Below are 14,098 nucleotides of genomic sequence, written 5' to 3' on the forward strand. Positions count from 1 at the left end.
CGCAGGTGCCAGCCTGCGGGTCGCTACTCCCTCTCAGCGTCCTGCGCGCCCTTGTTCTCGTGTTGATAGCGTTCGAAAACCTGGGCGATAAACGTCTGCGCACCTTGGGTGCCCATGGTCTTGACCAGCAGATCAATGCTGATCAACGCCAGCTCCTCCGAGCTGCCCGGGCTATACGAACTGTGCCCTTTAGGCCAAAGAACCTTGATGTCGGCGGTGATGCTTACAGTGCTCATGGATGTGCTCGAAAAGTCAGGAATGTCTGCGTCCGAGTTAACCATTTTGTCGGGCGTTTGGCACTGCGACTTAGGCATGAGCGCGGCGCTATGCGACACTTGGTCTTTTCCGGCTGATCCAAGGAATGTGCTGTGCAGATCGATTTGAACACCCCCGACGGCCTGACACTCGACGCTGTGCGCCAGTTGCTGGCGTCGGCCAGCGATGATGTGCACACGCAGCTGCGTGTGACCAAGGGTGGGATTGCCTATATCTCTTCCGGTGTGACCGGCGGCCAGGATATTGTTGGCCTGCTGTTTCGCCTGGAGACCTGGGCCAAGGGGTCGGGGTATGTCGGCAAGGTCGCGGCCAGTGATGAAGTCTGGGTGATGCAGATTTTCAATGCGCTGAAAGACAACTGGCCGAATCCGCCGCACGATTACATCGACGTCTATTGAGCTTCGTTAATATTCGGTGACGATTGCGTGAGGATGCGATGCGCGCACTTCAGGCAGACTCAGCGTTTTTCCGGATCGTGGGGCAGGGTGACAGCATCGGTTGTGAAACCAAACGCCGGATTGGTGGTCGCACGATCTCAGCTTAACCATTTGAAAAAAGGAGGCTTCATGCCTTTGAAGTTCGCGTCTCTGGGTGCACTAATGGCCGTTGCCATGTTGGCCGGTTGCAGCACAACCTCCAGCGAGTCGGCAAAGGATCCTGTGGCGACCGATGCTGGTCATAGCCGCTGTGAAGCAAAGGCAGCGGAGTTTGCCATCGGTAAAAAGGCTTCGCCGGAACTGCTCGATCAGGCTCGTGCCAAGGCTGGCGCGCAAAACGCCCGCTTCCTCAAGCCAACCGACATGATCACTCTGGAGTACCGTTCCGATCGCTTGAATCTGAACACCGACAACAACCTGGTGGTCACTCGCGTCAACTGCGGCTGATCTCAGACCGCTTTTGTTGCAGGTATAAAAAACCCCGTCACATGGACGGGGTTTTTTTAGTGCGCCGGGAAATTACTCTGGGCGAACTTGTGCAGCTTGCATACCCTTTTGGCCTTTCTCAGCCACGAAAGAGACGGTCTGGCCTTCTTTCAGGCTTTTGAAACCGTCGGATTCGATAGCTTTGAAGTGTACGAACAGGTCGTCACCGCCACCTTGAGGAGTGATGAAGCCGAAGCCTTTTTCATCGTTGAACCATTTAACGGTGCCGGTTTGGCGATTAGACATGGTGTATCTCCAAGAAACATATATTTTCAGTAGTACTGTGCTGCTCAGGCCAACTGGGCACACCGGAGTATCATAGTCGAAATGTTCGCTTTGGTAGCCCCCCGGACGTGCTGTTTGCTTTCATATTGCATCGATTTCAACCTCTGAAATGTCTGCAAGCCCCGGTTTCAGTGGCTTTCAGCCGAGTGAAGAGGGTGTAAAAAAAGCTATAAAACCTGCGTAAATTATCGATTTTGGGGTCTTTTTGGCGGTTTTCAGCCTGCTGGACGCCCGAAAAAACATTCGTCAGCGCTTATTTCTGCACGCGGCAAACCGAGATTTCTTTCAGTGCGCGCTGACCCAGTTCACCACTTGGCGGGGTGTTCTTGTCCATCAGTTGCGCGATCTCTTGCGTGGTGAATTTCTTTTCCAGAACGTCGGCACCGCAAGCGCAATGTTTATTGGCTTCGGCCGGATTGACGCTCTTGCTGGCTGCGGCGGTGCAGTCGTTCATGTATTGGGCTTTGACGCCGGCAGGCCAGGCCGCGTTGGCGCTCAGCGGCAGCAGCAGGGCCAGCGGGGCCGCGAAAGCAAAAAGTCGGATAAGGCGCATGTCGGAAACTCCTTGGGTTGATATCGGCGACGATTCTCAGCCTATTTGAGGCAAAGCGTATATCCCAAGTTCACTTCGCGCCGCAAAAATGCGCAAATCAGCAACACCTCAATTCGATGACGTCGATGACCGCTCATCTGTGCTAGCATGCCGGGCTCAAGCGTTCTCAGGCTCCGGATGGCCTTCAGCCCCGGCAGCGGTCAGCGTGCGAAAATTCTGATTTGAATCCCAGTCACTCTGGTTCGGTTTTCCGGTTGGCCGCAAGGCTCCTGCCGCTGTAAGGCAGGCGTTCGTCATTGAATGGCCTGGATCGGATCTTGTACTGGCTCATCCCAACCCACGTGACCTTTGGTAGGGGTCACCACTAGGAGAGGAGGCGCCATGCCAACTATTACTCTTCCCGACGGCAGTCAACGTTCATTCGATCACCCGGTTTCCGTAGCCGAGGTCGCCGCATCCATTGGTGCCGGTCTGGCCAAGGCCACTGTGGCCGGCAAGGTCAACGGCAAGCTGGTCGACGCCTGCGACATCATCGACAGCGACGCGACGCTGCAAATCATCACGCCAAAGGATGAAGAGGGGCTGGAGATCATTCGCCACTCTTGTGCGCACCTGGTTGGCCACGCGGTCAAGCAGCTGTACCCGACTGCGAAAATGGTCATCGGCCCGGTTATCGACGAAGGCTTCTATTACGACATCGCCTTCGAGCGTCCTTTTACGCCGGACGACATGGCCGCCATCGAACAGCGCATGCATCAGCTGATCGACAAAGATTACGACGTCATCAAGAAAGTCACTCCGCGCGCCGAAGTGATTGAAGTGTTCAAGGCCCGCGGCGAAGACTACAAGCTGCGTCTGGTCGAAGACATGCCGAACGAACAGGCCATGGGCCTGTACTACCACGAAGAATACGTCGACATGTGCCGCGGCCCGCACGTGCCGAACACGCGTTTTCTGAAATCCTTCAAGCTGACCAAGTTGTCCGGCGCCTACTGGCGCGGCGATGCCAAGAACGAGCAATTGCAGCGCGTTTACGGCACAGCCTGGGCTGACAAGAAGCAGCTGGCGGCTTACATCCAGCGCATCGAAGAAGCGGAAAAGCGCGATCACCGCAAGATCGGCAAGCGCCTGGGCCTGTTCCACACCCAGGAAGAAGCGCCGGGCATGGTGTTCTGGCACCCGAACGGCTGGACTCTGTATCAAGTGCTCGAGCAGTACATGCGCAAAGTGCAGCGTGACAACGGCTACCTTGAGATCAAGACCCCGCAAGTGGTTGACCGCAGCCTCTGGGAGAAATCCGGGCACTGGGCCAACTACGCCGACAACATGTTCACCACCGAGTCGGAAAGCCGCGACTACGCCATCAAGCCGATGAACTGCCCATGCCACGTGCAGGTGTTCAACCAGGGCCTGAAGAGCTACCGCGAGCTGCCGATGCGTCTGGCCGAGTTCGGTGCCTGCCACCGTAACGAGCCGTCGGGTGCGTTGCACGGCATCATGCGTGTGCGTGCGTTCACTCAGGACGACGCTCACATTTTCTGCACCGAAGAGCAGATGCAGGCCGAATCCGCGGCGTTCATCAAGCTGACCATGGACGTTTACCGCGATTTCGGCTTCACCGACGTCGAGATGAAACTGTCCACTCGTCCGGAAAAACGCGTAGGTTCCGACGAGCTGTGGGATCGCGCCGAAGCGGCACTGGCTGCAGCCCTTGATTCTGCGGGTCTGCCGTATGATCTGCAGCCGGGTGAAGGTGCGTTCTACGGTCCGAAAATCGAGTTCTCGCTGAAAGATTGCCTCGGTCGCGTCTGGCAGTGTGGTACCTTGCAGCTCGATTTCAACCTGCCTGTCCGTCTGGGCGCCGAATACGTCTCCGAAGACAACAGCCGCAAACACCCAGTGATGCTGCACCGGGCGATCCTCGGTTCGTTCGAGCGTTTCGTCGGGATTCTGATCGAGCATTACGAAGGTGCATTCCCTTCGTGGCTGGCGCCAACCCAGGCAGTGATCATGAATATCACTGATAAACAGGCAGATTTCGTCGCTCAGGTTGAAAAAACTCTCAACGAAAGCGGATTTCGTGCCAAGTCCGACTTGAGAAATGAAAAGATCGGCTTTAAAATCCGCGAGCATACTTTGCTCAAGGTTCCCTATCTTTTGGTTATCGGAGATAAGGAAGTCGAGATGCAGACTGTCGCTGTGCGTACTCGTGAAGGTGCTGACCTGGGCTCGATGCCCGTCGCCCAGTTCGCTGAGTTTCTCGCGCAAGCGGTTTCCCGGCGTGGTCGCCCAGATTCGGAGTAATTATTATTAAGCGTGAAATGAGACAAGATAAACGAGCTGCACCGAAAGCCCCGATCAACGAGAATATCTCGGCACGCGAGGTTCGGTTAATTGGCGCTGATGGCGAGCAGATTGGCATCGTCTCGATTGATGAAGCGCTTCGTATTGCTGAAGAAGCAAAGCTTGATCTGGTAGAAATCTCTGCTGACGCAGTCCCACCGGTTTGCCGGGTGATGGACTACGGCAAATCGATCTTCGAGAAGAAGAAGCAGATTGCAGCAGCGAAGAAAAACCAGAAGCAGATTCAGGTAAAAGAAATCAAGTTTCGTCCAGGGACGGAGGAAGGGGATTACCAGGTAAAACTGCGCAACCTGGTACGTTTCCTGAGTGACGGGGACAGGGCCAAGGTATCCTTGCGATTCCGCGGCCGTGAGATGGCCCACCAGGAGCTGGGGATGGAACTCCTCAAGCGGGTTGAAGCTGACCTGCTCGAGTACGGTTCGGTCGAACAGCATCCTAAGATGGAAGGACGCCAGCTGATCATGGTCATCGCCCCGAAAAAGAAGAAGTAATCAACAGGGCACGGCAGGCCTTCTGATTATGTTTATCAACTGAATGCGGAGTATCCGAACATGCCAAAAATGAAAACCAAAAGTGGTGCTGCTAAGCGGTTTCTGAAAACTGCTAACGGTATCAAGCACAAGCACGCTTTCAAGAGCCACATCCTGACCAAAATGTCGACCAAGCGTAAGCGTCAACTGCGCGGTAGCAGCTTGCTGCATCCGTCTGACGTGGCAAAAGTCGAGCGCATGCTGCGCCTTCGTTAATTTTAGTCAAGAATAGAGGAAGTAACTCATGGCTCGTGTAAAGCGTGGCGTCATTGCCCGTAAGCGTCACAAAAAAATTCTGAAACTTGCTAAAGGCTACTACGGCGCACGCTCCCGCGTATTCCGTGTTGCCAAGCAAGCGGTAATCAAGGCAGGCCAATACGCCTACCGTGACCGTCGTCAGAAAAAACGTCAGTTCCGCGCTCTGTGGATCGCTCGTATCAACGCTGGTGCTCGTGTTAACGGTCTGTCCTACAGCCGTTTCATCGCTGGCCTGAAAAAAGCGTCCATCGAGATCGACCGTAAGGTTCTGGCTGATCTGGCAGTGAACGAAAAAGCGGCGTTTGCTGCGATTGTCGAGAAAGCTAAAGCCACCTTGGCTTAAGTACCCCCGACAGTCACCCGGCCTCACCTCTGTGGGGCCAGGTGTTAAACGTCATAAATAGGGGAAGAGCCTTCAAGCTCTTCCCCTATTTTGTATCTGGAGTCTGTACATGGAAAACCTGGATGCGCTGGTCTCTCAAGCACTAGAGGCTGTGCAAAGCGCTGAAGATATCAATGCCCTGGAGCAAATCCGGGTTCAATACCTTGGCAAAAAGGGTGAATTGACTCAGGTGATGAAGACCCTGGGGAATTTGCCGGCAGAAGAGCGTCCGCAAGTCGGCGCCCTGATCAACGTTGCCAAGGAGCGTGTTACAGGCGTTCTCAATGCGCGCATGGCTTTGTTTGAAGAAGCCGAACTGGCTGCCAAACTGTCTGCCGAATCCATTGACGTGACGTTGCCGGGCCGTGGCCAGACCTCCGGTGGTCTGCATCCGGTGACCCGGACTCTGGAACGAGTCGAACAGTTCTTCACCCGCATTGGCTACGGCATCGCCGAAGGCCCTGAGGTCGAAGACGACTATCACAACTTTGAGGCGCTCAACATCCCAGGTCACCACCCGGCCCGGTCGATGCATGACACCTTCTATTTCAATGCGAACATGTTGCTGCGCACCCATACCTCGCCGGTACAGGTCCGCACCATGGAGTCCAAGCAGCCGCCGATCCGCATCGTCTGCCCAGGCCGTGTGTATCGCAGCGACTCCGATATCACCCACTCGCCGATGTTCCACCAGGTCGAAGGCCTGCTGGTCGATCGCGACATCAATTTCGCCGACCTCAAAGGCACCATCGAAGAATTCCTGCGGGTGTTCTTCGAAAAAGAGCTGGCCGTCCGTTTCCGTCCTTCGTACTTCCCGTTCACCGAGCCATCCGCTGAAGTCGACATGGAATGCGTGATGTGCAGCGGTAAAGGCTGCCGCGTCTGCAAGCAGACCGGCTGGCTGGAAGTCATGGGCTGCGGCATGGTGCACCCGAACGTGCTGCGCATGTCCGGCATCGATCCGGAAGAGTTCTCCGGTTTTGCCTTCGGCATGGGTGTCGAGCGTCTGGCAATGCTCCGTTACGGCGTGAACGACTTGCGTCTGTTCTTCGACAACGACTTGCGGTTCCTCGCGCAATTTCGCTAGTCGTAACGAATTCTTAGGAGAGCAGGATGAAATTCAGTGAACAATGGCTGCGTGGCTGGGTTAGCCCGCAGGTAAGTCGCGACGAGCTGGTTGCTCGTCTGTCGATGGCGGGTCTGGAGGTCGATAGCGTGACCCCGGCCGCCGGTGTATTCAGCGGCGTGGTTGTGGGCGAGGTGCTGAGCACCGAGCAGCACCCTGATGCCGACAAGTTGCGTGTGTGCCAGGTCAGCAATGGTGCGGAAACCTTCCAGGTCGTGTGCGGTGCGCCAAACGTGCGTCCGGGCCTGAAGATTCCGTTCGCCATGATCGGTGCCGAACTGCCGGGCGACTTCAAGATCAAGAAGGCCAAGCTGCGTGGCGTCGAGTCCAACGGCATGCTGTGCTCGCAAGCCGAGCTGCAGGTCGGTGAAGGCAACGACGGTCTGATGGAACTGCCGGCCGATGCGCCGGTGGGCGAAGATTTCCGTGTGTACCTGGATCTGGAAGATGCCAGCATCGAGGTCGACCTCACCCCGAACCGTGGCGACTGCCTGTCGCTGGCCGGTCTGGCCCGTGAAGTGGGTGCGCTGTACGACACGCCGGTCACTCGCCCGGTGGTCATGACCATTCTGGCTGTGCACGACGAAGTGCGTCCGGTAGAAGTGCTGGCGCCTGCCGCCTGCCCGCGTTACCTGGGTCGTGTCATCCGTAACGTTGATCTGTCCAAACCAACCCCGCTGTGGATGGTTGAACGTCTGCGCCGCGCCGATGTGCGCAGCATCGACGCTGCCGTCGACATCACCAACTACGTGATGCTTGAGCTGGGTCAGCCACTGCACGCTTTCGATCTTGCCGAAATCAATGGCGGCATCCGCGTGCGTATGGCGGAAGAGGGTGAGAAGCTGGTTTTGCTCGACGGTCAGGAAGTCAGCCTGCGTAGCGATACCCTGGTGATTGCCGACCACACCCGCGCTCTGGCGATTGCCGGCGTAATGGGTGGCGAGCACAGCGGTGTGTCCGCAACCACTCGCGACGTTTTCCTGGAAAGTGCCTTCTTCGATCAGATCGCTGTGGCGGGCAAGGCTCGTTCCTACGGCCTGCACACCGACGCCTCGCACCGTTACGAGCGTGGCGTGGACTGGCAACTGGCCCGTGAAGCCATGGAGCGCGCCACTGGCCTGCTGCTGGAAATTACCGGTGGTGAAGCCGGCCCGATCATCGAGACCGTCAGCGAACAGCACCTGCCGTCGATCGCGCCGATCACCCTGCGTGCGCAGCGCATCACCCAGATGCTGGGGATGGAAATGGATTCGGCGCAGGTCGAGCGTCTGCTCAGCGCCTTGGGTCTGAAGATTTCCGCTGACGGCGCAGGGCAGTGGCGCGTAGAAGTGCCAAGCCATCGCTTCGACATCAGTCTGGAAGTCGATCTGATCGAAGAGCTGGCGCGTCTCTACGGCTACAACCGTCTGCCGGTTCGTTACCCGCAAGCGCGTCTGGCGCCGCAAGCCAAGGCTGAAGCGCGCAGCGAATTGCCTGAACTGCGTCGTCTGTTGGTTGCCCGTGGTTATCAGGAAGCGATCACTTACAGCTTCATCGATCCGAAGCAGTTCGAACTGTTCAACCCGGGCGTCGAGCCGCTGTTGCTGGCCAACCCGATTTCCAATGACATGGCGGCCATGCGTTCTTCGCTGTGGCCGGGTCTGGTCAAGGCGTTGCAGCACAACCTGAACCGCCAGCAGGATCGCGTGCGTCTGTTCGAAAGCGGTCTGCGCTTCGTCGGTCAGCTGGAAGGTCTGAAGCAAGAACCGATGCTGTCGGGTGTTGTTTGCGGCAGCCGTCTGCCGGAAGGTTGGGCGCAGGGTCGCGACACCGTCGATTTCTTCGACGTGAAGGCTGATGTTGAAGCGGTGTTGGGCTTTGCCGGTGCACTGGATACCTTCACTTTCACTCCGGGTAAACACCCGGCGCTGCACCCGGGGCAAACCGCGCGCATCGAACGTGACGGGCGTGAAGTCGGCTTTATCGGTGCGATCCACCCTGAGCTGTCCAAAGCCCTGGGCCTGGATCGTCCGGTCTTCGTCTTCGAGCTGGTTCTGGCTGAAGTCGCTTCCGGAAAAATGCCGCAATTCCACGAGTTGTCGCGTTTTCCTGAAGTGCGTCGTGACCTTGCACTGATCGCACACAAAGACGTCGCGGCCTCGGCTGTATTGGACGTAATTCGTGAAAATGCAGGCGAATGGCTCACGGATCTCAGGCTGTTTGACGTGTATCAGGGTAAAGGTATTGATCCTGATAGAAAAAGCCTTGCAGTTGGCTTGACCTGGCAGCATCCATCGCGCACTCTTAATGACGATGAGGTGAATTCGACGACGCAAAATATCCTCACCTCGCTCGAACAAAGGTTGAACGCCACGTTAAGGAAGTGACGTATGGGGGCTTTGACGAAAGCTGAGATGGCGGAACGTCTGTATGAAGAGCTGGGCCTGAACAAGCGGGAAGCCAAGGAATTGGTTGAACTGTTTTTCGAGGAAATCAGGCACGCTCTTGAAGACAACGAGCAGGTCAAATTGTCCGGTTTCGGCAATTTCGACCTTCGGGACAAACGCCAGCGGCCTGGCCGCAACCCGAAAACGGGGGAAGAAATCCCGATCACGGCTCGCCGTGTGGTCACCTTTCGTCCAGGGCAGAAGTTGAAGGCCCGAGTTGAGGCTTATGCTGGAACCAAGTCATAACGACGAACTACCCGTCATCCCGGGCAAACGCTACTTCACCATTGGTGAAGTCAGCGAGCTGTGTGCGGTAAAACCACACGTGCTGCGCTACTGGGAGCAGGAGTTTCCTCAACTCAACCCCGTCAAACGCCGCGGAAACCGCCGGTATTATCAGCGCCAGGACGTGCTGATGATCCGGCAGATCCGCGCGCTCCTTTACGATCAGGGATTCACCATCGGCGGCGCGCGTCTGCGCTTGTCCGGTGATGAAGCCAAAGACGACACCACCCAATACAAGCAAATGATCCGCCAGATGATCGCTGAGCTTGAAGATGTGCTGGTGGTGCTCAAGAAATAAAAAGCTGCGTTTGAATACTTCCAGTTTTCAAAAGCTTGCGATATATTCTTGAGCGCTCTTCGAGATGAAGGGCAGGTTTCAAACCAGTCGGGGCGTAGCGCAGTCCGGTAGCGCACTAGCATGGGGTGCTAGGGGTCGAGTGTTCGAATCACTCCGTCCCGACCATATTTTTCAATGACTTAGCCGCTTTCGAGCGGCTTTGTTGTTTCTGCCATAGTGACTTTCCGAGTGACCTTGGCCTTTTCTTCACGCTTCCCTCCTTTTCAGAATCGTCAGCGCTGGTGCGCGCGAGTCGGCTGCTGATACCTTATTTGCCGCCGCAATGAGCTGATCCAACTCCGCTGCTGAGTAGTGGCTAGTGATGCTCCCGTTCTTGTGGCCGAGCAGTGCTTTCCGATCCTCCTCAGTCACACCTGCAGCACGCAGCCTTCTCCCAAAGGTGTGCTTCAAGTCGTGAATTCGGATTCTGGCAAAGCCGTCATGTGCCGGCCGCAAGAATTTCTCCTGCCACTTCTTCGCCGCACGGATGCGTGCCTTCTTCCAGGCCGAGTCATTCATGCGGTGAACTGTCGTTTCATTCCCATCACCATCTGGCTTGCCAAACGGGAACACGTAGAGCGGATGCTTGCCGCGCTGTTTCTCGATTACTGACTTGGCAACGTCATTCTCACGCTCGAAAATATCTACCTCGGCGAGGAAGAGATCGGCAGCTACGGCGCGCAGGCGACTTACGAGCTGGTGGTAAATCCGACCCAGGTGAACGCCTTCCTGAAGGCCAACTGCCCAGACTGGAAGGACAGCCAGATCGGCAGGGGCCTGTCGTTCGTTCGGGTATCGCTGCAGTACAGCGCAGAGAAATTCCCGTCGGGCATTCCGGATACCCGTTTCGTAGTGCGCGGCCGCAACGACGTTTACGACCCGCGCACCGGTACCGCTGTTTATAGCGCCAATACCGCGCTGCACCTGCTCTGGTTCCTGCGTGCGCGTTGCGGCGTACCGGATGACGAGATCGTGTTCGAGACCTTCGCCAGCGATGCCAACGTGTGCGACGAGGCGCTGACCAACGCCGATGGTTCGACCAGCCAGCGCTATCGCAGTGGGTGCGTGATCGGCGCGGATGAACAACGCACGGGCGTTCTCCAGAAGCTGGAAGCGGCGTGCGGTGGTCACCTGATCCGCGTTGGTGGTCGCTGGATGCTTCAGGCGGGCGCGTACTACGGTCCGTATGACTTCGAGATCACCGAGGACATGGTGATCGGCACAGTGACCGGCAGCACCGAGCCGACCAATGACTCGGCAATCAATACCGTCCGGGGCACGTTCATTGATCCGTCGCAGTCTTGGACGGAAACCGACTACCCCGAGGTCAGTGTCGCTGAATGGATTGTTGAGGACGGCGGAGAGGCGGCAGAAACGCTGACCTATTCCTACGTTACCGATCCGTATCAGGCCCAGCGCCTGGCGAACATTGAGTTGCGCCGTCGGCGCGCGGGCGGAGCGATCAGCATTCCGATGAACTTCGCCGGCTACAACTGCCGGCCGGGCCGCGTGGTGCGGGTCAACTTGCCATCGCTGAACATCCTGGGCGAGTTCATCGTTTCGGACTGGTCCATGGGCGACAGCGAAGGCTGCACCGTCCAGGTCAAACAGTACGAGGCGGCGATCTTCGATGATGCCGTGGGCCAACCGTACAACCCGATCGGATTCATCTATCTGCCGGCCGGCGGTCTCGGTACCCCGAGTGCAGTCACGTGGACGCAGGACACCACTGTCGAGGTGACTCAGGGCGTGCTGTCGTGGCTGCCGCCGACGGGCATCGTCAAGGAGTACATCGTCATCGTCCGGCAGGGCGCTACCGCAGTGCAGTCCCACAACGTACCGGCCACTTCGACGGAAATCGCCATCAACGGCCTGCCGTCTGGCAACTACACGATGAGTGTGGCTGCGGTAGGGCCAATGGCACGTTCCGGCGAGGCGACGATCACCGTCAGCATCAACGGACCGCCCATTCCGGAAAGTTGCGTGGTGCAGTCTTCGATCGACAACATCGTGCTGATCCCAAGCAACTCGCAAAACAGCTTGAATGGCGGTACCTACGAGTATTTTTTTAGCACCTCGCCGACGGCAACGTCTGCTGATGCTGAGTATTTGGGGCAGGGGCTGACCTTCACCCATACAGGCCTGGGGTTCTGGAAGAACTACTACTTCATTCGTTCATCGAATGCTTATGGGAAAAGCTCGTTCCTTTACGTCCCAGCCCAGACTTCAAATGACGTTTCCGCGTATCTCGCGGCGATGGCCGGAAAGGTCGGTCGTACCGAGATTGGGCAGGACATTGTCAGTGAGATCGACAAAATCCCAGGCTTGTAGGAACAGATCGATGCGCTCGACGGATTGAAGGGTTACAACCCGGACGATACTTACGAAGAGTACGACCTGGTGGTGCAGGGCAAACGGATCTATCAAGCCACCGGTCCGGTCCCAGCGAACACCCCTCCACCCAATCCGCTCTATTGGCTCGATGTGGGCCAGACCGTGGAAACTGCCAACGGGCTTGCCCAGCAGGTGGCCACCAACACTGCCGAGATTACCGAACTCGACGGCGCGGTCACAGCGCAGGCGACGGCGTTTCAGGCACTGCGCGCGGCTCCGCGAGATGACAATGGCGAGGGCGAACTGGCGGATGCCCTAAAAGGCTGGTCCAGCACTGCTGCGATTGCCACAGAAGAGAAGGTCAGAGCCTCCGAAAACGAAGCCTCCGTTCGACGCCAGACTGAACTGACCGCGGTGGTGGCCGAAAACTCGGCAAACGTCACGCTGCTTGAAGAAGTAGTGGTCACGAACCAGCAGGCAACTGCTCAGCAATTGAGCCAGCTCAGTACCACCGTCGGGGATCAGCAAACCGCCATCCAGCAAAACACGTCGATCATAAATGACGTGAACGGAAGGGTATCGGCGAGTTGGTCTGTGAAGATGCAGTACAACTCTGGAACTGGTCAGTACATAGCTGCCGGTATCGGCCTCGGTATCGAGAACGGCCCGGCAGGCTTGCAAAGCCAGTTCCTAGTGAGTGCTGACAGGTTTGCCATCGTCAACACAATTGCCGGCGGCGCCATCTCGGTGCCGTTTGCAGTGCAGGGTGGCCAGGTGTTCATGAATTCGGCGTTTATTCAGGACGCCTCGATCGGCAACGCCAAGATCGGTTTCTTCATCCAGTCGGACAACTACATCGCAGGTGTGCAGGGCTGGCGCATCGACAAGGCTGGCAACTTCGAGTTGAACAGCCCGCTGGGCGGTGGCGCTCGTCAGGTCATCAACAACAATGGCGGCAAGGTGTTCGATGAGAACGGCGTGAAGCGCTATCAGTGGGGGAATTTGAACGCATGAGTTACGGCATAAGGATATGGGGCGCCGATGGGGCGCTCCAGCTGGATGAGAACTCGTTCACGATTCGAGTCGTGCTCTCGGTGCCAGTGACCTTTGCGCTCGGCGCGAGCAAAGGAACACAGGAATTTTCCGTTCCCGGCGTAGGACCTGGGAATGGAACCGCAATCGTGGTTCCGATTGGAGCCTATCCGGACTCACAAATGCAGTTCGAAACCGAGATGCTCGACGGAGTCGTCCGCGTCTACAACTACACGCGAACTTACGCGGCAAGCACCACATCGTCCGGAACAATGCGCGTCATGAGGTGGAGCTGATGGGTTATGGCGTTCAGTTCACGAACAATAATAACGTCGTGACTTTGGATTCAGAGTTCTCGCGGCTGATGGTCATTGCATCAGGCCGGTATGCACCAACGCAGGAGGCGGGGCTCGGGTCGGTTACTACTTTCGCGCGGCCGGTTACCTCTCAGGAACCGCCACTTGTGTTTGTCCGGCCCGACACGATCAACGGAATAGCCGGGCTTTGCCGAATGAGGCTTCTTGGCTCCGCAGGTAACTGGACTGGCTTTTATGTCAGAGCTTACGACGTGAACGCCGCCGGTCTGAATGGACGCTACTTCGTGGCGGCTTTCGGCGCTCAGCCAGTGGCTCAATACGGAATGCGATTGTGGGATGGGGCAGGGAAGCTACTTTTCGACTCCGGCACACCGAACGCCACCTTCACTCGGGCGTTTCAGAACTGGACATATGTAACCTACGACATCAGCGAGCAAGGGTTAACACGGATTTTCTACAGCGTTCCGTTCAATTTTCCTGAAAACGAATTCATGTTGATCAATACGTTCGGCATGCCGATGCCGTCAGGCAGCGGTATACCCCGAGAACTTTACTGCTGGTGGGATTTTCCCAACAGCAAGCTCTACGCCATCACGGTTGCAGCTTCAAACCCATTCGCCTTTTTCCTGCCGGCAGTTTTCGCAAAACAAGCCGCTTAACTTTTTATAGG

General features: G+C 57.0%; 15 protein-coding genes, 1 tRNA gene and 2 pseudogenes. 14 read left to right on the plus strand and 4 right to left on the minus strand.

From position 1 onward, the window contains the following. Nucleotides 1–23: 23 nt before the first annotated feature. On the minus strand, nucleotides 24–236 hold the full coding sequence (locus H043_RS0108945) for a hypothetical protein (RefSeq protein WP_027611555.1): 213 nt from the start codon (nucleotides 234–236) through the stop codon (nucleotides 24–26). A 132-nt stretch (nucleotides 237–368) separates the two neighbouring features. Between H043_RS0108945 and H043_RS0108950 the strand changes: the two genes are divergently transcribed. Both H043_RS0108950 and H043_RS0108955 read left to right on the plus strand, forming a co-directional pair. Then, nucleotides 369–674 carry a hypothetical protein gene (locus H043_RS0108950; protein ID WP_027611556.1) on the plus strand — a complete coding sequence of 102 codons (306 nt, stop codon included), beginning with the start codon at nucleotides 369–371 and terminating at the stop codon, nucleotides 672–674. 168 nt (nucleotides 675–842) lie between these two features. After that, complete coding sequence (locus H043_RS0108955) at nucleotides 843–1,160, plus strand: I78 family peptidase inhibitor (RefSeq protein WP_007961248.1); 318 nt, start codon at nucleotides 843–845, stop codon at nucleotides 1,158–1,160. Between the two features lie 72 nt (nucleotides 1,161–1,232). Here H043_RS0108955 and H043_RS0108960 read toward each other — a convergent pair whose 3' ends face one another. Continuing rightward, on the minus strand, nucleotides 1,233–1,445 hold the full coding sequence (locus tag H043_RS0108960; protein WP_003179963.1) for a cold-shock protein: 213 nt from the start codon (nucleotides 1,443–1,445) through the stop codon (nucleotides 1,233–1,235). 292 nt (nucleotides 1,446–1,737) lie between these two features. Beyond that, the gene (locus H043_RS0108965) at nucleotides 1,738–2,037 is read right to left on the minus strand and encodes a hypothetical protein (RefSeq protein ID WP_003226370.1); all 300 of its coding nucleotides are present in this window, start codon (nucleotides 2,035–2,037) and stop codon (nucleotides 1,738–1,740) included. A 381-nt stretch (nucleotides 2,038–2,418) separates the two neighbouring features. Here H043_RS0108965 and thrS point away from each other — a divergent pair, with 381 nt between their 5' ends. From thrS to H043_RS0109010, 9 genes are all read left to right on the plus strand, one after another. Continuing rightward, complete coding sequence (gene thrS, locus H043_RS0108970; protein ID WP_027611557.1) at nucleotides 2,419–4,341, plus strand: threonine--tRNA ligase; 1,923 nt, start codon at nucleotides 2,419–2,421, stop codon at nucleotides 4,339–4,341. Continuing rightward, nucleotides 4,341–4,892: a translation initiation factor IF-3 gene (gene infC, locus H043_RS0108975; RefSeq protein WP_170929410.1), complete on the plus strand. Its 552-nt coding sequence runs from the start codon at nucleotides 4,341–4,343 to the stop codon at nucleotides 4,890–4,892. The genes thrS and infC overlap by 1 nt, the downstream gene beginning before the upstream one ends. A gap of 60 nt (nucleotides 4,893–4,952) precedes the next feature. Next, nucleotides 4,953–5,147 carry a 50S ribosomal protein L35 gene (gene rpmI, locus H043_RS0108980; RefSeq protein ID WP_002553160.1) on the plus strand — a complete coding sequence of 65 codons (195 nt, stop codon included), beginning with the start codon at nucleotides 4,953–4,955 and terminating at the stop codon, nucleotides 5,145–5,147. A gap of 28 nt (nucleotides 5,148–5,175) precedes the next feature. Next, nucleotides 5,176–5,532, plus strand: a complete 357-nt coding sequence (rplT, locus tag H043_RS0108985) for a 50S ribosomal protein L20 (RefSeq protein ID WP_002553161.1) — start codon at nucleotides 5,176–5,178, stop codon at nucleotides 5,530–5,532. A gap of 109 nt (nucleotides 5,533–5,641) precedes the next feature. Further along, entirely contained in the window at nucleotides 5,642–6,658 is a 1,017-nt protein-coding gene (pheS, locus tag H043_RS0108990; RefSeq protein ID WP_003226365.1) for a phenylalanine--tRNA ligase subunit alpha, read from the plus strand. 26 nt (nucleotides 6,659–6,684) lie between these two features. Continuing rightward, the gene (pheT, locus tag H043_RS0108995; protein WP_027611558.1) at nucleotides 6,685–9,063 is read left to right on the plus strand and encodes a phenylalanine--tRNA ligase subunit beta; all 2,379 of its coding nucleotides are present in this window, start codon (nucleotides 6,685–6,687) and stop codon (nucleotides 9,061–9,063) included. Nucleotides 9,064–9,066: 3 nt separating this feature from the next. Continuing rightward, nucleotides 9,067–9,369, plus strand: a complete 303-nt coding sequence (ihfA, locus tag H043_RS0109000) for an integration host factor subunit alpha (protein ID WP_002553164.1) — start codon at nucleotides 9,067–9,069, stop codon at nucleotides 9,367–9,369. Continuing rightward, the gene (locus tag H043_RS0109005; protein ID WP_003179985.1) at nucleotides 9,350–9,706 is read left to right on the plus strand and encodes a MerR family transcriptional regulator; all 357 of its coding nucleotides are present in this window, start codon (nucleotides 9,350–9,352) and stop codon (nucleotides 9,704–9,706) included. The genes ihfA and H043_RS0109005 overlap by 20 nt, the downstream gene beginning before the upstream one ends. 88 nt (nucleotides 9,707–9,794) lie before the next feature. Then, a tRNA-Pro gene (locus H043_RS0109010) sits at nucleotides 9,795–9,871 on the plus strand. Nucleotides 9,872–9,952: 81 nt separating this feature from the next. Here H043_RS0109010 and H043_RS0109015 read toward each other — a convergent pair. Continuing rightward, nucleotides 9,953–10,372: pseudogene (locus tag H043_RS0109015) on the minus strand (tyrosine-type recombinase/integrase); the annotation flags it as partial. A 6-nt stretch (nucleotides 10,373–10,378) separates the two neighbouring features. Between H043_RS0109015 and H043_RS29655 the strand changes: the two are divergent. The 3 genes and pseudogenes from H043_RS29655 to H043_RS0109030 form a co-directional block, all read left to right on the plus strand. Next, a pseudogene (locus tag H043_RS29655) lies at nucleotides 10,379–13,093 on the plus strand (DUF1983 domain-containing protein); the annotation flags it as partial. Next, nucleotides 13,090–13,407 carry a hypothetical protein gene (locus H043_RS0109025; RefSeq protein WP_081730193.1) on the plus strand — a complete coding sequence of 106 codons (318 nt, stop codon included), beginning with the start codon at nucleotides 13,090–13,092 and terminating at the stop codon, nucleotides 13,405–13,407. The pseudogene H043_RS29655 and the gene H043_RS0109025, both read left to right, overlap by 4 nt. Further along, the gene (locus tag H043_RS0109030) at nucleotides 13,407–14,087 is read left to right on the plus strand and encodes a hypothetical protein (protein ID WP_027611561.1); all 681 of its coding nucleotides are present in this window, start codon (nucleotides 13,407–13,409) and stop codon (nucleotides 14,085–14,087) included. The genes H043_RS0109025 and H043_RS0109030 overlap by 1 nt, the downstream gene beginning before the upstream one ends. Nucleotides 14,088–14,098: the final 11 nt, after the last annotated feature.

It is taken from the genome of Pseudomonas sp. URIL14HWK12:I6 (assembly GCF_000514195.1).
GTDB classification, from domain to species: Bacteria; Pseudomonadota; Gammaproteobacteria; order Pseudomonadales; family Pseudomonadaceae; genus Aquipseudomonas; species Aquipseudomonas putida_A.